Here is an 18,998-nt window from a genome sequence, read left to right as displayed (position 1 = left end):
ATCGGTGCCGTGAGTATCCAGACAACCTCCCGTGACGCCCTGCCCGCCGACGAGCCGTTGCTCCTCCTCGAGGAGGCCGCCGAGCGCCTCGACGTGCCGGTCACCAGGGTCATCGACCTGCTCAAGGAGCACAAGATCATCGCCGTGCGCGCCGACGGCGCCACCGCCGTGCCCGAGGCCTTCTTCGACGCCGAGCGCGTCAACAAGTTCGTGCCCGGCGTCATCGCGCTGCTCTCCGACGGCGGCTACGACGACGAGGCCATCCTGCGCCACCTCTTCACCGAGGACGACACCCTGCCCGGGCGCCCCGTCGACGCCCTGCACGGGCACAAGGCCCGCGAGGTCATGCGCCGCGCCCAGGCGATGGCGTTCTAGCCTCGCCTCAGCCCTGGCCTAGCGTGCGCCGGCGTCGGTCTTCCCGGCGCCGGTTTTCCCGGCCCCGGGTCGGGCGGGGGCCTGCTTTCCGACGCCGCGCGTCGGCGCGGCGTTGACGGGGGAGCGGTCCGGCACCGCGAGCGCACCCACGGCGACCCAGGCGCACAGCGCGGCGATCGCCATGAAGGCCACGTTGTAGAGCTGGTGGTTGCCCGAGCCGGTGAAGGCGACGGCGAGCACCACCGAGACACCGGCGGTCCACTGCACCAGCGCGCGCGGCACCGGGGTGACCGCGATGAGGGTCAGCAGGCTGGCGTAGTACCAGGGCAGCGAGACCGCGTTGAAGACGAAGGCGACCGCGTAGGCCACGGCGATGCCGCGGACGGCCTGTCGGTCGGTCTCGCGGAAGAGCCACCAGACCACGACCAGGCCGAGCAGCATCAGCACGCTGCCGATCGTGCGGAAGACGCCGAGCGGCGCGTTGAAGGTGAACGAGTCGTCGAGCACGCGCACGCTGTCGGTGACCAGGCCGGCCAGGAGCGACGGCAGGCTCAGCGGGTTGATCACCTTCGAGTTGCCGGAGATCTCCGCGAGCCAGCCCCAGGACGCGCCCGAGGCCCAGGTCACCAGGGAGATCACCGCGACAGTGCCGGCCGTGCACGCCGCGCCGGCGCCGAGGAACGCGCCGAAGGCCCGGCCGCGCGGGATCGCCGAGAGCGGCAGGTCGGCGACGTCGGGGTCGGTGGCGGTGTCGGGGGAGGACGCGGTGGTGCTGTCGGTGGTGTCGGGGGCGGTGGAGTCCGGGCCGGTGGCGCGCCGGGCGGTGTCCGAGTCGGTGACGCGCCGGGTCAGCCTGGTGCCCAGGTGGCGGGTGGCCAGCCAGACGACGAAGGGCAGCGCGATCGCGGCGGTCGCCTTCAGCGAGACTGCCACGGCGATCAGCGCCACGCCGGCGACGAAGCGCCGGTCGAGCGCGGCGACCAGCCCCAGGCTGACCAGCCCGACCATCAGCGACTCGTTGTGCATGCCGCCGACCATGTGCAGCACCATCACCGGGTTGGCCGCGCCCAGCCAGGTCGCCAGCGCGGGGTCGGCGCCCAGCCGGGCCGCGATGCGCGGCACGGCCCACAGGATCGCGGCCATGCCCACCACGGAGACCAGCTTGTAGAGCACGACGCCGGCCGTGATGTTGTCGCCGACCAGGCGCGTGATGCCCTCGCCGAGCCACAGATGCAGCGGCCCGTAGGGGGTGGTGGTGTTGCGCCAGTCGTGCGAGACCTCGAGCAGCATCGGCCCCGGGTTGGCGGCCGCGCCCTGCGTGTAGGGGTCGAAGCCGTCGCGCAGCATCGCGCCCTGCATCAGGTACGAGTAGACGTCGCGCGAGAGGATCGGGGCCGCCAGGAGCAGCGGCAGCGTCCACGCCGTGGTGGCGCGCACCACCGCGCCCAGGCGGCGGTCGTCGGCGAGCGGCCCCAGGAAGGTGCGGGCGAGATTTCCGACGCCGCGCGCGTCGCCGTCGGCTGCGTCAGCGCCGGCGTCTGCGCGCCCGGCGAAGACGGTGCGCCGCCCCGCGAGGATCCAGGCGGGGACCAGCAGGAAGATGCCCAGCCACAGGATCGAGCCGCACACCCCGGCCGCGTGCCCGTAGGCGAGCACGTTGAGGCCCAGGGCGTCGAGCACCCCGCCGCGGTTGCGGATGGCGCCCGCCCCGAAGGAGGACGCGGCGATCAGCACGGTGGCCACCGTGCCGAGGATCATCGGCGAGGGCAGGCGGTCCAGGAGGGCGCCGAAGCGTGCCGGCACGCCGACCGGCGAGGCGCTCACCGGTGGCGGGCGGTGGCGCGCACCGCCAGGTCGGAGAGCACGTCGCAGGTCTCGGCGGGCAGGCCGTCGAGGTGCGCGAGGCCGGACTCGAGCAGCGCGCCGATGCGCTCCTCGACCTGCTCGCGCGCGCCCGTGGCCGCGATCGCGTCGGTGACCCGGGCGATGACCTCGGGGTCCGCCGAGCCGATGCCGGCGCGCAGCCGGGCGGCGGCCTCCGGATCGGAGGCGTCGGCGCTGACCAGCGCCAGGGCCAGCAGCACCGTGCGTTTGCCCTCACGGATGTCGTCGCCGGCCGGCTTGCCGGTGACCTCCGGGTCGCCGAAGACACCGAGGAGGTCGTCGCGCAGCTGGAAGGCGACGCCGACGTCGCGGCCGTAGCCGCGCAGCTTGTCGACGGTCGCGTCGTCCGCCCCGGCGAGTGCCGCACCGAGGTGCAGGGGGCGCTCGATGGTGTAGGCCGCCGTCTTGAAGCGGTTGACGGCGTCGGCGTCGGCGGGGTCCTCGCTGCCCAGCGCCTCGAGGGCGATGTCGAGCAGCTGGCCGCCGATGACCTCGGTGCGCATCGCGCGCCAGGGCTCGCGCACGCGGCGCAGCGCGGCGTCGGAGAGCCCGGAGTCCTGCAGCATGTCCTCGGCCCACACCAGGGCGAGGTCGCCGGTGAGGATCGCGGCAGACTCGCCGAAGTGGCCGGCGTCGCCGAGCCAGGCGCCGTCGTGGTGGCGGCGCTCGACGGCGCGGTGCACCGTGGGCGCGCCGCGGCGGGTGTCCGAGGCGTCGATGATGTCGTCGTGGATGAGCGCGCAGGCCTGGATGAACTCCAGGGAGCTGACCGCGCGCAGCACGACCTGCGGGTCCTCGTCGCCGGCGAGCCCGTCGGCGGCGGTGAAGCCGACCCAGCCGTAGAGGGGGCGCACGCGCTTGCCGCCGCCGAGGACGAAGCGGCTCAGGTGCCCGACGGCGCGGGCGACCGGCTCGCCGACCTTCGCGGCGTCGGGGGTGCGGGCGGAGATGTACTCGCGCAGGACCTCCGTGACCGCGGCGGGTACCTCGGCGGGCCGGAGAGTGCGGGCGTCCGGTGTCGTCATGGCTTTCAGCTGCCGTCCTTTCCCGGGGGAGCCGCCACGCGGGGCGTCAGCGGCGGGGTTGGTCCGCCCCCAAACTTACCGGGTGACCCGGCAGGGGCAGCGGAGCCCCCAGCACGGCGAAGCGGCGCGAGTCTCCGTCGAAACGGAAGTCGCGCAGCACGTCGCTGAAACCGGCCGAGCGGTAGAGGTGGAAGGCCGCGTTGGCCTCGTTCTCCACCTCCGGGGTGGACAGCAGGACGTGCGGGTGCGGCTGGTTCCACACCAGCTCGCGCAGCAGCCCGCGCCCGGTGCCGCGGGACTGGCGGCGCGGGTCGACGTGGATCTCGGCCAGCTCGAAGTAGTCGCGGCCCAGGTCCTCCAGGCCGCGGGGCTTCAGGCCCCGCATCACCTGGCGGTGCCACCACACCCGTGGGGTGCCGGAGAAGCCGTAGGCCATGCCGGTGATGAACTCGCCGCGCTCGGTCCTCTCGGTGGCGATGACGCTGGTGAAGCCAGCCAGGCGGCACTCCTGGCGCCACACGGCGATACGCCCGGAGCGGATGGCGGGGTCGTAGCCCATCGCGTCGATGTAGATGTCCACGAGTTCGGGGGCGAGCAGATGGAACTCGGGAACCGTCAGGCGGCGCAGGGATACGGTCATGGGCCCATGCAACCACGGCCGGCGGCCCCGCGGCACGTGAGGGGGTGGGGGAGGCCGGGGTGGCGGGGTGTTTATTCGAACGGAATCGAACATGTGTGTGAACTCGCGGGCGGCTGTGTCGCGGTGGGGGAATACCGTCTACGACATAAGGAAAACCGCAGAAGAGAGCACGAAAGAAAGCGACGAGGTGACCCACGATGCCGCAGCTGATCTCCGCCACCGCCTACCGTTCGAACCGTCCGTCGCGCTCGGCGCTGTTCCTCGCGAAGGCCTCCCGCCTGATGGCCCAGGCGGCCCGCGAGCGCGCCGCCGGGCGCCTGCGCGAGGCTCTCGAGTACGCCTACCAGGCCGGCCTGCGGGCGGCCGGCGCCCGGGTGGCCGACTCCCCGGTCGCCGGGCGGCGCCGCCTGCCCACCGGGGCCTGGGACCGGCTGAGTCTGGTTGGGCCGGGGGAGAAGGTGTGGGCCAAACGTCTTTCGGGGTATTCGACATTGCGGTCCCGTGTGCTCTCGGGGCTAGAATCGGGGGTGGACAAGGTCGTGGTCGACGAGCTGATCGCCGCGGTCGCTGACTTCATCGCCGAGATCGAGTACGGCGAGGGGGATCTCGCCGCCGCCTGAGACTCATCGGGCGCGGCGGGAACTTTCCACCTCGGTCGGGCGTTGTGTCCAGTGACCGACGTCCCGGCCAAGAACTCACGTGGAGGAATTGTGGCGCTTTCTGAGCAGGAACAGCAGACGCTGCGCGAGATCGAGGAGTCACTGCTCGCCGACGACCCCAAGTTCGGGTCGTCGGTCGGTGACGACTCCGGCTTCACCGGGGGTGCCCCGGGTGGGTCGATCACCCTGCGCGGTGTGGCTCTCGGCGTGCTCGGACTTCTGATGCTGCTCGGCGGCGCGATGCTCGCCCAGCAGTCCCTGTGGTTCATCGCGCTGAGCGTCGCCGGCTTCCTCGTGATGCTCGGCTCCGGCATCTGGATGCTGCGCGGCGGCGGCGCGGGTGGCCGCGCGCGGACCTCTTCGCGTTCTGGGGCCCGCTCGCGCACCCGCGCGGCCACGGGCGGGGGCCGGCGCGGCTCCGGTTTCAGCCAGCGCATGGAGGATGACTTCCGCCGCCGCTTCGAGGGACGCTGACCCCTTAGAGCTTCCTGGAGCTTCCCGTCCGTTCATGAGGACGGCTTTCCTGACTGGTCGATGACGAGATGTTATCGGCCGGTTTTTTTCATGCGTTGAGGTGCCGGCCGTCCGGGGCGCCCGCCGCCCGGGGCGCCGGCTGCCCCGGATGCCGGCTGCCCGGGGCGCCGGCGGTCGGGGATGTCGGGCGTTCGGGGATGCCGGCCGTCCGGGGCGCCCGCCACGGAGCTCTCGGCGCTGGTCGCGGCCGCGCCCCACTTCGCCCCACCCGGATCCCCCACTTTGCCCCACCTCCCGCTCCTCGCCGGCGCGCGTGACGTCTCGTGCGTCCGGGTTTCCGGCCCGCGCCGCCCCGATCGACGGCTTTCCTGGGCTTTTGGGCCATGCAATCTGTTGTGGAAGCTGGCTCGTGGGGATTTTTGACGGCAGTGGGGGAGTTGGTGCGAGACCGAGCGCAATGTGTCGATGTTAAAGATGCGGCTAATGTGACTGAAGTGATTTGAGGTGACGCGCCCGCCCCACTTCGATTTACATACTCCTAGCTGCAGCTACGTTAAATGACGTCGCTGTAGTTCGCGCTCCCTCTCGTTCTGGTGGGGGGAAGTGGGTTAAAGTGGGGCCCAGCGGTTGGTGGTGGTCGATCCGACTCCGCCTCCGTGGAAGAACAACCGGATCCTCTTTATCGGCGAGCGAAGGCAGGTGGTGCCGGGATGTTCCTCGGTACCTACACGCCCAAACTCGACGACAAAGGGCGGCTGACCCTGCCGGCGAAGTTCCGTGACGAGCTCGCCGGTGGGCTGATGATCACCAAGGGGCAGGACCACAGTCTCGCGGTCTACCCCCGCGAGGAGTTCGCGGCCCGCGCCCGTAAGGCCGCCGCGGTCTCCCGTACGAGCCCCCAGGCCCGTGCATTCATCAGGAACCTGGCCGCCAGCGCCGACGAGCAGCGCCCGGACGGGCACGGGCGGATCACGCTCTCGGCGGCGCACCGCGAGTACGCGGGCCTGACGAAGGACTGCGTGGTCATCGGTTCGGTCGACTTCCTCGAGATCTGGGACTCCGAGTCCTGGGCCGCCTACCAGCGGGAGACGGAGGACGCCTTCTCGGCCGCGGACGCCGACGACGTCCTCGGCGGCCTGCTGTAGACAACTGCACACCGACCCGCGGAGCGCGTGCACGGGCTCCGTCCGGGGTCGACCGGCTCTGGTGTACTTCCCCGACATCAGAACGGTCCCCCGGGCGGGGCCCTGGACGCACCCCGCGAGCCCCGCGGCCCAGGCGACCACACCGCCACAGCCACCCACCACCACCAAGAAACTTCAGCCGACCAGCACGGACAGCAACCGAGTCCACGGACATCCGTGGCCCGGACCCGGGAGAGGGGGAGAACGACCATGACGAAGCACCACGCCGCCGGCACCGACACGGCCGGGGCGCACGAGACCGACGCGGAGGACTACGCCGCCGCGCTGACCGCCAACCGTGGTCACGTCCCCGTGATGATCGACCGGATCACCGACCTGCTGCGCCCCGCCGTCGAGGCGGCGGGCGCGGACGCCGTGCTCGTCGACGCCACCCTCGGCGCCGGCGGGCACACGCTGCGCCTTCTCGAGGAGTTTCCGCAGCTCAACATCATCGGCCTCGACCGCGACACCCAGGCGCTCGGCGAGGCGTGCGAGCGGCTAGCCCGCTTCGGCGCGCGCTTCGAGGCGTATCACACCCGCTTCGACGGGCTCGGCGAGGTCGCCGACGGTCTGCGCGGCCCGTGGCTCCCGGGGGAGATTGACGACGCCGCGCCGGAGGACGTCGCCGCTCCCGGCCCCGTGGCGCGCATCGCCGCCGAGCACGGCCTGGCCGGCGTGCTCTTCGACCTGGGCGTGTCCTCCATGCAGCTGGACCGCCCCGAGCGGGGCTTCGCCTACCGGGTCGACGCCCCGCTCGACATGCGCATGGACCAGAGCGGCGGGATCACCGCCGCCGACGTGCTCAACACCTACGACCACGGTCGGCTGGCCCACGTGCTCAAGACCTACGGTGACGAGCGCTTCGCGGGCAAGATCGCCTCGGCGGTCCTGCGCGAGCGTGAGCGCGAGCCCTTCACCACCTCCGGCCGCCTGGTCGAGCTCCTCTACGAGACGATCCCGGCGCCCGCCCGGCGCACCGGCGGTCACCCCGCCAAGCGCACCTTCCAGGCCCTGCGCGTCGAGGTCAACGGTGAGCTCGACGCCCTCGAGGCGGCCATCCCCGCGGCGACCGACCGGCTGCACCCCGGCGGCCGTGCGGTGCTCATGAGCTACCAGTCCCTGGAGGACCGCATCGTCAAGCACGCGGTGCGCGAGCTGACCACGTCCACGACCCCGCCCGGGCTGCCCGTCGACCTGCCGGGCACCGCCCCGGACTTCCGCGCCGTCACCCACGGCGCTGAGAAGGCCGACGAGGCGGAGACCGCCGCCAACCCGCGTGCCGCCTCGGTACGCGTCCGTGCCCTGGAACGCCTCAACCCCGAGGGAGAGACCCGATGAGCCCGACTTCCGTCACGTCGCGTCCCCGTACCGCCGCCGGCACGGCGTACGCGCCCCCGCGGCCCCGCCACGACGAGCGCCCGCGCCGCACCGTCCCGGCCCCCGAGCCCAGCCCCGGGCGTCGCGGGCGCCTCGACCGGCACGGCGCCACCCGCCGGCCGTCCGGGCGTCTCGGCTCCCGCCAGGTCGTCTCGGTCCGCGGGCGGCGCGTGGCCACCCAGCGTGCCGACCCGCGCTGGTGGCGCATGGTCACCCTCGCGTTCTGCATGCTCATCGCCGGCGTCGGCGTGTCCATGTGGCTCTCAGGGCTCAGCACCCAGCAGACCTTCGAGATCCAGCAGCTGACCGCCCGGGAGGCGGAGCTGGACAACCGGATCGAGACCCTGGACCGCGACCTCGAGGACGCCCGCTCCACCGCGGGGCTGGCCGAGCGTGCCGCCGGCGAGAAGCTCGGCGTGCCGCTGCAGGCCGGGGTCCTCGCCGTCGACGAGAACGGAGAGGTCTCCGAGCGTCGCCCGGCGGAGCAGGAGACGCGGCCTATCATTGACGTCAACGGGGACAGCCCCCGCGGTAAGGCCGCCTCCAGCAGCCCGGACAAGACGCAGGGGCTCTCCGAGAACCTCGCGCCGGTCCCGCAGGGGCAGACCCCGGGGCAGGCCGAGGCCGGCGACAACCCCGCCGCCCGGTCCAACCCGGTGCCGTACCAGGCGGGCATCGCCCGCTGAGGGGCGCGTCGCGTCCATTCCGACAGAGGACCATCGAGTAGGCCGAGTGAGGTGACCAAGGGGCTGTGACGTCCTGGGACACGCGGGGAGGCCGCCGCCGACCGGGCCGGCCCCGCACACACAAGGCGGCGCTGGACAAGCGCCTGATGTGGGCGACCGTCGCGGTCGTCGTCGCGGTTCTCGCGCTGATCGGCAGGCTCGCCTGGGTGCAGGTCGTCTGGGGCCCGGCCCTGGCAGAGCAGGCCCACGAGCAGCGCGCCCGCGTCTACGTCGAGCCCGCCCGCCGCGGCGAGATCACCGACCGCTCCGGGACCCCGATGGCCTACACCATGCAGGCCCGTTCGCTGACCGTCTCGCCGGACCTGCTGCGCAAGGAGCTGCGCGAGCAGGACTTCAACGAGATGCGTGCCGCCGGCGCGACCGAGGGGGTCAGCGAGGAGGAGGTCGCCCGCCGGCTCGACGACTCCGTCGAGAAGACCCTGCGCGAGATGGCGGACCAGATCCCCGAGATGATCGCCGCGAGCTCCTCCGACGACGCCGAGACGCCGGGAGCCGCCGACCCGGACGACCGGGACTCCGACGAGAAGGACCCGGAGCGGAACTCCGACCGGGACGACAAGTCCGACCGGGACAACAAGGACAAGGACTCCGAGAAGAAGGGCTCCGAGAAGGACGACGAGGCCTCCGGCGAGGTCGACCCCGACGAGATCCTCGACAAGCTGCACGCCGACACCCACTACGAGGTGCTCGTGCGCAACGTCGACCCGGACGTCGCCACGGAGATCGCCGCGCGCTTCCACGGTGTGGCCGCCGACCACCAGGACGTGCGTCAGTACCCGAACGGCGCGGTGGGCGACAACGTCGTCGGCCGCGTGTCCATGGACGGCCAGGGCCAGTTCGGCCTCGAGGCCTCCGCGGACGCGACGCTGACCGGCATCAACGGCCGCACCACCGAGGACGTCTCCACCGACGGCCAGGTCATCCCCGGCACGCTGCGCGACGCGGTGCCCGCCGAGGACGGCGAGAGCGTCTCGCTGACCCTGGACCTCGAGCTGCAGACCTACGTCCAGCAGCTCCTTGAGCAGGCCAAGGCCAACTCCGGGGCCAAGTCCGCCGAGGCCGTCGTCCTCGACGCGCACACCGCGGAGATCCTCGCGATGGCCAACACCGGCACCATCGACCCCAACGGCGACGTCGAGAAGCAGGTCGAGCAGGGCAAGGACTTCGAGAACCCCACGATCTCCGCGCCCTTCGAGCCGGGCTCGGTGGCCAAGATCATGACGGCCGCCGCGGCGATCGAGGAGGGCGAGACCACCCCGGACGAGGTCCACCAGGTCCCCGGGACCATCGACATGGCCGGCGTGACCGTCCGCGACGCATGGGACCACGGCACCGTGCCCTACACGACCACCGGCATCTTCGGTAAGTCCTCCAACGTGGGCACGCTGATGCTGGCCCAGCGCGTCGGCGAGGACAGGTTCGCCGACTACCTCAACCGCTTCGGCATCGGCCAGCCCACCGGCGTCGAGCTGCCCAACGAGTCCGCCGGTCTCCTGCCGACCCGCGAGCAGTGGTCGGGCGGCACCTTCGCCAACCTGCCCATCGGCCAGGGCATGTCCGTGACGGCACTGCAGATGGCCGGCGTCTTCCAGGCGCTGGCCAACGGCGGCGAGCGCGTCGAGCCGCGGATCATCCGCGAGGTCACCGGCCCCGACGGCCAGGTCCGCGAGCAGGAGGCCCCGGCCACCACCCGCGTGGTCAGCCCCGAGACGGCCCGCACCGTCATCGACATGTTCCGTGCGGTCACCCAGGAGGACCCGTCCGGCAACCAGCAGGGCACCGGCGCCAACGGCGCGATCGAGGGCTACCAGACCTCCGGCAAGACCGGCACCGCCCAGAAGATCGACCCGGACACCGGCGCGTACTCGATGTCGGACTACTGGATCACCTTCGGCGGCGTCGCCCCGGCCGACGACCCCCGCTACGTCATCGCGGTCATGGTCGACGACCCGGACCGCGGCGTCGAGCCCGGCGGCTCGGGCGGCCAGTCGGCCGCCCCGATCTACCGGGACATCGGCTCCTGGCTGCTCAACCGGGACAACGTCCCGCTGTCCAAACCCATGGAGGGCAGGCTGGTACTGCAGGCCGGCTGAACCGGCTACAATTTCCGCGCCCCGAAACCCCGGGCACCCGCCCCAAACCAATTCGTCCCGTCAGATACACACCCGGATCGTCTGGAGGAAGACCGTGGCAGAAACCCTCACCCGCATAGCCGAGACCGCCGGAGCCGTCATTCACGCCCCCGGCGGCGCGGAGGTCTGCGGCGACGTCGAGGTCTCCGGGGTGGACCTGGTCTCGGACCGGCTCAACGAGGGCGACCTCTTCGCCGCGCTGCCCGGCACCCACACCCACGGCGCCGTCTTCGCCGCCGAGACCCCGGCCGCCGCGATCCTCACCGACGCCGCCGGCGCCGGGATCCTCCGCGAGGCCGGCGAGACCCGGCCGGTCCTCGAGGTCGCCGACGTCCGCGCGGTCCTCGGCGACGTCGCCGCCGAGCTCTACGGCCACCCCTCCCGCGGCTTCACCGTCATCGGGGTGACCGGCACCTCCGGCAAGACCACCGTCAGCTACCTCGTCGAGGCGGGCCTGATGGCCGCCGGCGCGAAGGTCGGCCTGATCGGCACCACGGGCACCCGCATCGACGGCCGCAAGATCCCCACCTCCCTGACCACCCCGGAGGCGCCGACCCTGCAGGCGCTCTTCCGCCGCATGGCCGACGAGGGCGTGACCCACCTGGTCATGGAGGTCTCCAGCCACGCGCTGGCCCTGCGCCGCGTGCTCGGCGTCGACTTCGACGTCGCCGGCTTCACCAACCTCTCCCAGGACCACCTCGACTTCCACCCGACGATGGAGGACTACTTCCAGGCCAAGGCCCTCCTCTTCGACCCGGCCTCGCCGATGTCCGCCCACCGCGCCGTCGTCTGCGTCGACGACGACTGGGGCGCGCGCATGGCCGGCCTCTGCCCGGACACCCTCACCGTGGCCACCCACGGCCAGGCGGGCGACGTCACCGTCGGCGAGGTCACCGCGGCCGCCGACGGCTCCCAGGACTTCGAGCTGACTATTTCCGACGCCGCGCCCCGCGGCGTCCACCTGCCCCTGCCGGGTGCGTTCAACGTGGCGAACGCGTCGCTGGCGATCGCGCTCGCCGAGCGCTGCGGCGTCGACCTCGACCGCTTCATCGCCGGGCTGGGCGGCGTCTCGGTGCCGGGGCGCATGCAGCGCGTCGACCGCGGCCAGGACTTCATCGCCGTCGTCGACTACGCCCACAAGCCGGGCGCGCTGGCCGAGGTGCTCGACACCCTGGACCACCAGGTCGACGGCCGGGTGGCCGTCGTCCTCGGCGCCGGCGGCGAGCGTGACCACTCCAAGCGCCCCCTGATGGGTGCGGAGGCGGCCAAGGGCGCCGACCTCGTCGTGGTCACCGACGACAACCCCCGCGACGAGGACCCCGCGCCGATCCGCGCGGCCGTCGTCGAGGGGGCGCGCGGTGTCACCGGCGGCCGGGCCACGGAGATCCGCGAGATCGGCTCGCGCCGCGAGGCCATCCGCGCCGCCGTGGCCTGGGCCCGGCCCGGCGACGCCGTGATCGTCGCCGGCAAGGGACACGAGACCGGACAGCTGGTCCGCGGGGTGACCCACCCCTTCGACGACCGCGAGGAACTCGCCGCCGCGCTCGAGGCGCGCGCGGACGGGACCCGCGCGGATGAGACCCGCGCGGATGCACCGGATGCCGCGGGTAGCGCGGATGCCCCGGACGCGGCTGATGTAAAGGAGAACGACCGATGATCGAGCTGACACTCGCCGAGGTCGCCGACGCCGTCGGCGGCACCCTCCACGACGGGGCGGACCCCGAGGCCCGGGTGACCGGGCCGGTGGAGTTCGACTCCCGCAAGATCGCCCCCGGCGGGCTCTTCCTGGCCCTGCCGGGCGCGCGTGTCGACGGCCACGACTTCGCCGCGCAGGCCGTCAACGAGGGCGGCGCCGTCGCCGCGCTGACGGCCCGCCCCGTCGGCGTACCCGCGGTCGTCGTCGAGCCGAAGGGCCCGGGCGACGCCACGGCCGAGGCCTACGCCAACGACGCCGACGGCTCGGCCACCGCGGTCATCGACGCCCTCGGCGCGCTGGCCCGCCGCGTCGTCGACACGCTCGCGAGCCCGGAGCGCCCCGCATCCGAGCGCCTGACCGTCGTCGGCGTGACCGGCTCGGCCGGCAAGACCTCCACCAAGGACCTCATCGCCTCGGTGCTGCGCCGCTCTGGCTCCACCGTGGCACCCCCGGGCAGCTTCAACAACGAGATCGGCCACCCCTACACCGCACTGCGCTGCACGGAGGAGACCCGGTACCTGGTCGCCGAGATGTCCGCGCGCAACATCGGCCACATCGCCCACCTGGCGCGCATCGCCCCGCCGGCCGTGGGTGTGGAGCTCAACGTCGGCACCGCGCACCTCGGCGAGTTCGGCTCGCGCGAGAACATCGCCCGCGCCAAGGGCGAGCTCGTCGAGGCGCTGCCGGCCGCCGACGCCGGGGGAGTGGCCGTGCTCAACGGCGACGACCCCTTCGTCGCCGCGATGGCCCCGCGCACCCGGGCGCGCGTGGTGACCTTCTCGGCCTCCGAGCCGCCCGCCCCGGGCGCGGTCTACACCGCCTCCGACATCACGCTCGACGACGTCGCGCGCGCCTCCTTCACCTTCGGGGTGCGCGGCGCCGACGGCACCGTGGAGAGCCACCCGGTGCGCCTGCGCGTCTTCGGCGCCCACCAGGTCTCGAACGCCCTGGCCGCCGCCGCGGTCGGCGTCGAGTCCGGCATCGCGCCGGCCGAGGTGGCCGCCGCGCTCAGCGAGCACGTCACCGCCAGCGCCAACCGCATGGACGTCCACACCCGCGCCGACGGGGTGACACTCATCAACGACGCGTACAACGCCAACCCCGACTCGATGCGCGCCGGCATCGCCGCCCTCGCCTACACGGCGGCGGCCCGCCCGGAGGCGAAGAGCTGGGCCGTGCTCGGCGAGATGGCCGAGCTCGGCGGCGACGCCCTGACCGAGCACGCCCGCATCGGCGAGGAGCTCGAGCGCTACCGCGTCGACCACCTCGTCACCGTCGGCGACTCGGAACCCGTCGCCGAGCTCGCGCGCGCCGCCCAGGCGCGCGGCATCACCACCCAACGGGTGGGGGACGCCGAGGCGGCGGCCGCGGTCGTCGGCAAGCAACTGCGCCCGGGCGACGTCGTGCTCGTCAAGGCGTCCAACTCGCAGGGCCTGTGGCACGTGGCCGCGGCCTTGCAGGGACCGCCGGAAGCCCCCGGCGGCGGCGCTGCTAAGACTATTGACGGCAAGAACTAGCTAGACGAGAAGGTTTACCCGTGACCCAGATCATCATTGCGGCGACGATCAGCTTCCTCGTCTCGATATTCACCACCCCGGTGCTGATCCGCTACTTCAGCTCCGAGGGCCTCGGCCAGGAGATCCGCGAGGAGGGCCCCGCCTCCCACCTGCGCAAGCGCGGCACGCCCACGATGGGCGGCATCGCCGTGCTGCTCGGCATCGTCTGCGGCTACTTCGCCACGGCGATCTACGGGCTGGCCACCGGGCGCGACGCCGTGACCGCCAGCGGCCTGCTCGTCCTCGGTCTGACGCTGGCGCTGGGGCTGGTCGGCTTCCTCGACGACTTCATCAAGCTCTTCCGGCACCGCAACCTGGGCCTGAACAAGACCGCCAAGCTCACCTCGCAGATCGCCATCGGCGTCATCTTCGCCGTGCTGATCCTGCTCTTCCCGGACGAGCAGGGCATCACCCCGGCCAGCACGAACCTGTCCTTCATCCGCGACATCCCGACCGCCGACATCGCCTTCGGCGGCGGCGTCGGGCTGGTCGTCTTCGTCATCTTCATCCTGCTGCTCACCGCCGCCTGGTCGAACGCCGTCAACCTCACCGACGGCCTCGACGGCCTGGCCGCCGGCGCCACGAGCCTGGTCATGGGCGCCTACACGATCCTGACCTTCTGGCAGTACCGCAACTCCTGCGGCGAGACCGTCGTGCCCGGCTGCTACGTCGTGCGCGACCCGCTGGACCTCTCGGTGCTCGCGGCCGCCGGCCTCGGCGCCTGCATGGGCTTCCTGTGGTGGAACGCCGCGCCGGCCAAGATCTTCATGGGCGACACCGGCTCGCTGGCCCTCGGCGGCCTGGTCGCCGGGCTGTCGGTCGCCTCGCGCACCGAGCTGCTGATGGTCGTCATCGGCGCCCTGTTCGTCATGGAGGTCACCTCCGTGGTCATCCAGGTCGCCGTGTTCAAGACCACCGGGCGCCGCTTCTTCCGCATGGCGCCGTTCCACCACCACTTCGAGAACGGCGGCTGGGCCGAGACGACCGTGACGATCCGCTTCTGGCTGATCGCCGCGATGGCCGTCGGGCTCGGCATGTCGATCTTCTACGGCGAGTGGCTCAACGCCGCCGGCGAGGGCGGCCTGATCGACGCCCTGGCCGTCGCCCCGACCGCCTGGGGAGTGGTCTAGATGCTGCCCCGCCACGTGCTCGTCGCCGGCGCCGGGGTCTCCGGGGCCGGCGCCGCCCGTCTGCTCGCCGGCATCGGGGTGGCCGTCACCGTCGCCGACGACAACGCCGCCGCCCGCGAGCGGCTGCTCGCCTCGATTGCCGACGTCGCGCCCGGCGACGGGCGCGCACAGGTGCGCGCCTGCGCCCTGGACGAGGCGCGGGACCGCTTCGCCGAGTTCGACCTCGTGGTCACCTCGCCGGGCTGGCGGCCCGACTCGCCGCTTTTGGTGGCGGCCGCCGAGGCCGGCCTCGACGTCATCGGCGACGTCGAGATGGCCTGGCGCCTCGACCGCGCCGGCCACTTCGGTGCGCCGCGGCGCTGGCTCGCGGTGACCGGCACCAACGGCAAGACCACGACGACGGGCATGCTCGCCGCCTGCATGCAGGCCGCCGGCGAGCGCGCCGTGGCCGTGGGCAACATCGGCGTCGCCGTGGCCGACGCGCTGGACGGGGAGGAGCGCGTCGACGTGCTCGTCGCCGAGCTGTCCAGCTTCCAGCTGCACTGGGCGCCGACGCTCACGCCGGACGCCGGGGTGCTGCTCAACCTCGCCGACGACCACCTCGACTGGCACGGCAGCTTCGCCGCCTACGCCGCGGCGAAGGCGCGCGTGCTGCGCGGGCCCGTCGCGGTGGCGGGTGTCGACGACGCCCACGTGCGCGAGCTGCTCGCGGGAGACGCCGGCGCCTCTTCTGCCGACGCCTCTCCCGCCGCACCCGCAGACGCTGTGTCCGACGCACCGGCCGCCGATGCCGGCGACGCACCGCGCCGCTTCATCGGCTTCACCCTCGCCGCGCCCGAGCCGGGCCAGGTCGGCGTGGTCGACGGCCGCATCGTCGACCACACCGGCGCCGAGCCCGTGGACATCGCCCCGACCGAGGGCATCGACCCGCCCGGCCCGGCCGGCGTGCTCGACGCGCTGGCCGCCACCGCCGTGGCCCGCAGCCAGGGGGTCGCCCCGGCCGCGATCGCCGAGGCGCTCGCCGGCTTCCACGTCGCCCGCCACCGCGGCCAGACCGTGCTCGTCGCCGACGACGTGCGCTGGGTCGACAACTCCAAGGCCACCAACCCGCACGCCGCGGTCGCCGCCCTCAAGGGCGTGGACCGGGTCGTCTGGATCGCCGGCGGCCAGCTCAAGGGCGCCCACGTCGACGACATGGTCGCCGCGCTCGCCCCGCACCTCGACGCCGCGGTCCTCCTCGGCGTCGACCGGGCCATCCTGGCCGAGGCCCTGGCGCGCCTCGCCCCGCAGGTGCCCGTCGAGACCGTGGCGACCACCGACCCCGAGGCCGCCATGACCGAGGTCTGCCGGGCCGCCGCCCGCCACGCCCGGCGTGGCGGAACCGTCGCGCTGGCGCCCGCCGCGGCATCCTTGGACATGTACACGGGCATGGGCCAGCGCGGGGACCTCTTCGCGGCGGCCGCCCGCCAGGTCACCGGGAAGGACGGGCCCAGATGAGTCTGACGAAGAAGGTCTCCGACGGCCTCTCCGCGCTGGACAGCCGGCCGGGTCTCGACTACCTGATGATCCGGCTGACGGTGCTGCTGCTCACCGGCATCGGCGTCGTGATGGTCATGTCCAGCTCGATGACCTGGTCGGTCATCGAGGGTTCGTCGGTCTGGGGCGGCGCGGCCCGCCAGACCGCGATGGTCTTCGCCGGCCTCGTGGCCTTCTGGGCGATGCTCAAGATTCCGCCGCGGCGCCTGCGTTCGGCCGCCTGGTGGCTGCTCGGCATCGCCGTCCTGCTGCTGGTGGCCGTGCTCATCCCGGGCCTCGGCACGGGCCGCGAGGAGGTCGGCTCCCAGTCCTGGCTGGTCCTCGGCCCCCTGCGCCTGCAGCCCTCGGAGGCCGCGAAGATCGCCGTGGCCATCTTCGGCGCCCACCTGCTGGCCGACCGCCGCCCGCGCGGGCTCGGCCTGCGCAGCCCCTTCACGATCTTCATCGCCATCGGCGTCGGCATGACGCTGCTGATCATGGCCGAGGGCGACCTCGGCATGGCCGTCGCCTTCGCCCTCGTCGTCGGCTTCGTGCTGATCTTCGCCGGCGTGGACAAACGCTGGCTGATCGGCCTGATCGGCGCCGGCGCGCTCACCATGGTCGCCGTCTTCGCCGGCGGCGGCTTCCGCTCGCACCGCTTCCACGTCTACTTCGACGCCCTCTTCGGCCGCTTCACCGACACCCGCGGCACGGCGTTCCAGTCCTACCAGGGCTTCCTCTCGCTGGCCGACGGCTCCGTCGGCGGCGTCGGCCTGGGCCAGTCGCGCGCGAAGTGGTTCTACCTGCCCGAGGCCCGCAACGACTTCATCTTCGCCATCATCGGCGAGGAGCTCGGTCTGTGGGGCGGCGCGCTGGTGATCATCCTCTTCGGCACGCTCGGCTTCTTCGGCCTGCGCACCGCGCTGCGCGCCGCGGACCACTACCAGGCGCTGCTCGCCGGGACGCTGACGGCCACGGTCGTCAGCCAGGCCTTCATCAACATCGGCTACGTCGTCGGCGTCCTGCCGGTCACGGGCATCCAGCTGCCGCTGATCTCCGCGGGCGGCACCTCCGCGATCATCACGCTGGCGGCGATGGGCATCCTCGCCAACATCGCCCGCCACGAGCCGGCCGCCGTCTCCGCGATGCAGTCCTACGGCCGCCCCGTCTTCGACCGCCTGCTGTTCATCAGCGAGCCCGACACACCCGCCGCCCGCCGCGACGGTTCCCGACGCCCGCGCCGCACCCGCGGCGAGGCACTGACCTCCGGCCGGCGCAGCCGGATTGACGACGCCCCGGTGCGCGCCGGCGCGCGCACGGGCTCCCGCTCCGGCGCTGGTTCCGACGACGCCGGAGCCGCCCGCGCCACGCGCTCCCGTTCGGGCCGCTCCGGCCACTCCGGTGCCGCGGGCGACGCCCGCGGCACGCGCGGAGGGCGCGGTCGGTCGGGCACGGGCGACCGACGGGACGTCGGCAATCGAACGCGCAACGCACCCACGAGCCAAAGGAGATACCACCGATCATGAAGCACGTCCTCGTCGCCGGCGGCGGCACCGCCGGGCACATCGAGCCCGCGCTGGCCGTCGCCGACGCGCTGAGCGCGCGCGGGGCGACCGTCGAGGCGCTCGGCACCACGCGCGGTCTGGAGACCGACCTGGTGCCCGCGCGCGGCTACCGGCTGCGGCTGATCGACCCGGTGCCCATCCCGCGCAAGCTCTCCGCGGACCTGTTCAAGGTCCCCGGGCGCGTGAGCAGGGCCGTGCGCCAGACCCGCGAGATCCTGCGCGAGGGTGACTTCGACGCCGTCGTCGGCTTCGGCGGCTACGTCGCCGCGCCGGCCTACATGGCCGCGCGCACGCTGAAGATCCCGTTCTACGTCCACGAGGCCAACGCGCGCGCCGGCATGGCCAACAAGCTCGGCGTGCGCCTCGGCGGCGTGGGCTTCAACGCGGTGGCCGACTCGGGCATGCCCGGCGAGGTCGTCGGCATCCCGGTGCGCCGGGACCTCACCGGCGACCGCAGCGGCGAGGCCGCCGCGCGCGGGCGTGAAAAGTGGGGCCTCGACGAGGAGCGCTCCACGCTGCTGGTCACCGGCGGTTCGCAGGGCGCGGTGCACCTCAACGCCGCGCTCGCCGACGCGCTGCCGGAGATCCTCGGCGAGGGCTTCCAGGTGCTGCACGCCTACGGCAAGAAGAACGACGCGCCCGAGCCCGCCGAGCACTACACGGCCGTGCCCTACATCGAGGACATGGCGGCGGCCTACGCGGTGGCGGACCTGGTGGTCTGCCGCTCGGGCGCGATGACCGTCGCCGAGGTCACCGCCGCCGGGCTGCCGGCGGTCTACGTTCCGCTGCCGCACGGCAACGGCGAGCAGGGCCTCAACGCCGCCGACGTCGTCGCCGCGGGCGGTGCGCGCCTGATCGCCGACGCCGACATGACCGGCGAGGTGCTCGCCGAACAGGTCAAGGAGATCCTCGGCCGACCGGACATCTACCAGGACATGCGCAACGCCGCGCACGCCACCGGCGAGGAGGGCGCGGCCGACCGCATCGCCGCACGCGTGCTCGCCGACCTCGGGGCGGCGGAAGGGAAGGACGCTTAAGAC

General features: G+C 73.1%; 16 protein-coding genes. 13 read left to right on the top strand and 3 right to left on the bottom strand.

Going from position 1 to position 18,998, the window contains the following annotated elements:
* Positions 1-9: 9 nt before the first annotated feature.
* On the top strand, positions 10-375 hold the full coding sequence (locus CFRA_RS08020) for an Rv2175c family DNA-binding protein (protein WP_075664218.1): 366 nt from the start codon (positions 10-12) through the stop codon (positions 373-375).
* 18 nt (positions 376-393) lie between these two features.
* On the opposite strand, the gene CFRA_RS11450 is transcribed toward CFRA_RS08020, so the two are convergent.
* From CFRA_RS11450 to CFRA_RS08005, 3 genes are all read right to left on the bottom strand, one after another.
* Positions 394-2,133, bottom strand: a complete 1,740-nt coding sequence (locus CFRA_RS11450) for an alpha-(1->6)-mannopyranosyltransferase A (protein WP_083667054.1) — start codon at positions 2,131-2,133, stop codon at positions 394-396.
* Between the two features lie 62 nt (positions 2,134-2,195).
* Entirely contained in the window at positions 2,196-3,284 is a 1,089-nt protein-coding gene (locus CFRA_RS08010) for a polyprenyl synthetase family protein (protein WP_075664217.1), read from the bottom strand.
* A gap of 46 nt (positions 3,285-3,330) precedes the next feature.
* Positions 3,331-3,924 (bottom strand): GNAT family N-acetyltransferase, encoded by a 594-nt coding sequence (locus tag CFRA_RS08005; protein ID WP_075664216.1) that lies wholly within the window; start codon positions 3,922-3,924, stop codon positions 3,331-3,333.
* 197 nt (positions 3,925-4,121) lie between these two features.
* Between CFRA_RS08005 and CFRA_RS08000 the strand changes: the two genes are divergently transcribed.
* The 12 genes from CFRA_RS08000 to murG all read left to right on the top strand — a co-directional run bounded on the left by CFRA_RS08000 (position 4,122) and on the right by murG (position 18,995).
* The gene (locus CFRA_RS08000; protein ID WP_075664215.1) at positions 4,122-4,544 is read left to right on the top strand and encodes an SAV_6107 family HEPN domain-containing protein; all 423 of its coding nucleotides are present in this window, start codon (positions 4,122-4,124) and stop codon (positions 4,542-4,544) included.
* A 90-nt stretch (positions 4,545-4,634) separates the two neighbouring features.
* A complete protein-coding gene (locus CFRA_RS07995) occupies positions 4,635-5,057 on the top strand; it encodes a DUF3040 domain-containing protein (RefSeq protein ID WP_075664214.1) in 423 nt (140 codons plus the stop codon).
* A gap of 710 nt (positions 5,058-5,767) precedes the next feature.
* The gene (gene mraZ, locus CFRA_RS07990; RefSeq protein WP_075664213.1) at positions 5,768-6,202 is read left to right on the top strand and encodes a division/cell wall cluster transcriptional repressor MraZ; all 435 of its coding nucleotides are present in this window, start codon (positions 5,768-5,770) and stop codon (positions 6,200-6,202) included.
* A 354-nt stretch (positions 6,203-6,556) separates the two neighbouring features.
* Positions 6,557-7,579, top strand: a complete 1,023-nt coding sequence (gene rsmH, locus CFRA_RS07985; protein WP_075664960.1) for a 16S rRNA (cytosine(1402)-N(4))-methyltransferase RsmH — start codon at positions 6,557-6,559, stop codon at positions 7,577-7,579.
* Positions 7,576-8,304, top strand: coding sequence for a cell division protein FtsL (ftsL, locus tag CFRA_RS07980; protein ID WP_156887988.1), 729 nt, complete (start codon positions 7,576-7,578; stop codon positions 8,302-8,304). The genes rsmH and ftsL overlap by 4 nt, the downstream gene beginning before the upstream one ends.
* Positions 8,305-8,450: 146 nt before the next feature.
* Positions 8,451-10,457, top strand: coding sequence for a peptidoglycan D,D-transpeptidase FtsI family protein (locus tag CFRA_RS07975; protein WP_083666906.1), 2,007 nt, complete (start codon positions 8,451-8,453; stop codon positions 10,455-10,457).
* A gap of 94 nt (positions 10,458-10,551) precedes the next feature.
* Positions 10,552-12,153, top strand: coding sequence for a UDP-N-acetylmuramoyl-L-alanyl-D-glutamate--2,6-diaminopimelate ligase (locus tag CFRA_RS07970; protein WP_075664212.1), 1,602 nt, complete (start codon positions 10,552-10,554; stop codon positions 12,151-12,153).
* Positions 12,150-13,709, top strand: a complete 1,560-nt coding sequence (locus tag CFRA_RS07965; RefSeq protein WP_075664211.1) for a UDP-N-acetylmuramoyl-tripeptide--D-alanyl-D-alanine ligase — start codon at positions 12,150-12,152, stop codon at positions 13,707-13,709. Before CFRA_RS07970 ends, CFRA_RS07965 begins: the two co-directional genes overlap by 4 nt.
* 20 nt (positions 13,710-13,729) lie before the next feature.
* Positions 13,730-14,878 carry a phospho-N-acetylmuramoyl-pentapeptide-transferase gene (mraY, locus tag CFRA_RS07960; protein ID WP_075664210.1) on the top strand — a complete coding sequence of 383 codons (1,149 nt, stop codon included), beginning with the start codon at positions 13,730-13,732 and terminating at the stop codon, positions 14,876-14,878.
* Entirely contained in the window at positions 14,879-16,375 is a 1,497-nt protein-coding gene (gene murD, locus CFRA_RS07955; protein WP_075664209.1) for a UDP-N-acetylmuramoyl-L-alanine--D-glutamate ligase, read from the top strand.
* Entirely contained in the window at positions 16,372-17,919 is a 1,548-nt protein-coding gene (locus CFRA_RS07950) for an FtsW/RodA/SpoVE family cell cycle protein (RefSeq protein ID WP_245797529.1), read from the top strand. Before murD ends, CFRA_RS07950 begins: the two co-directional genes overlap by 4 nt.
* A complete protein-coding gene (gene murG / locus CFRA_RS07945) occupies positions 17,916-18,995 on the top strand; it encodes an undecaprenyldiphospho-muramoylpentapeptide beta-N-acetylglucosaminyltransferase (protein ID WP_075664208.1) in 1,080 nt (359 codons plus the stop codon). The genes CFRA_RS07950 and murG overlap by 4 nt, the downstream gene beginning before the upstream one ends.
* Positions 18,996-18,998 lie beyond the last annotated feature (3 nt).

The sequence above is a fragment of the Corynebacterium frankenforstense DSM 45800 genome (assembly GCF_001941485.1).
GTDB classification, from domain to species: domain Bacteria; phylum Actinomycetota; class Actinomycetes; order Mycobacteriales; family Mycobacteriaceae; genus Corynebacterium; species Corynebacterium frankenforstense.
The sequence above is the reverse complement of the archived record's forward strand: the minus strand, read 5'-3'. Positions and strand labels throughout refer to the sequence as shown.

Bases quoted from the DNA above. Each gene is read 5' to 3' on its own strand.
- CFRA_RS08005 (WP_075664216.1), bottom strand. From the start codon at position 3,924: ATGACCGTATCCCTGCGCCGCCTGACGGTTCCCGAGTTCCATCTGCTC.
- CFRA_RS07965 (WP_075664211.1), top strand. From the start codon at position 12,150: ATGATCGAGCTGACACTCGCCGAGGTCGCCGACGCCGTCGGCGGCACC.
- CFRA_RS08010 (WP_075664217.1), bottom strand. From the start codon at position 3,284: ATGACGACACCGGACGCCCGCACTCTCCGGCCCGCCGAGGTACCCGCC.
- murG (WP_075664208.1), top strand. From the start codon at position 17,916: ATGAAGCACGTCCTCGTCGCCGGCGGCGGCACCGCCGGGCACATCGAG.
- CFRA_RS11450 (WP_083667054.1), bottom strand. From the start codon at position 2,133: ATGATCCTCGGCACGGTGGCCACCGTGCTGATCGCCGCGTCCTCCTTC.
- CFRA_RS07975 (WP_083666906.1), top strand. From the start codon at position 8,451: ATGTGGGCGACCGTCGCGGTCGTCGTCGCGGTTCTCGCGCTGATCGGC.
- CFRA_RS08000 (WP_075664215.1), top strand. From the start codon at position 4,122: ATGCCGCAGCTGATCTCCGCCACCGCCTACCGTTCGAACCGTCCGTCG.
- murD (WP_075664209.1), top strand. From the start codon at position 14,879: ATGCTGCCCCGCCACGTGCTCGTCGCCGGCGCCGGGGTCTCCGGGGCC.
- rsmH (WP_075664960.1), top strand. From the start codon at position 6,557: ATGATCGACCGGATCACCGACCTGCTGCGCCCCGCCGTCGAGGCGGCG.
- CFRA_RS07950 (WP_245797529.1), top strand. From the start codon at position 16,372: ATGAGTCTGACGAAGAAGGTCTCCGACGGCCTCTCCGCGCTGGACAGC.
- mraZ (WP_075664213.1), top strand. From the start codon at position 5,768: ATGTTCCTCGGTACCTACACGCCCAAACTCGACGACAAAGGGCGGCTG.
- ftsL (WP_156887988.1), top strand. From the start codon at position 7,576: ATGAGCCCGACTTCCGTCACGTCGCGTCCCCGTACCGCCGCCGGCACG.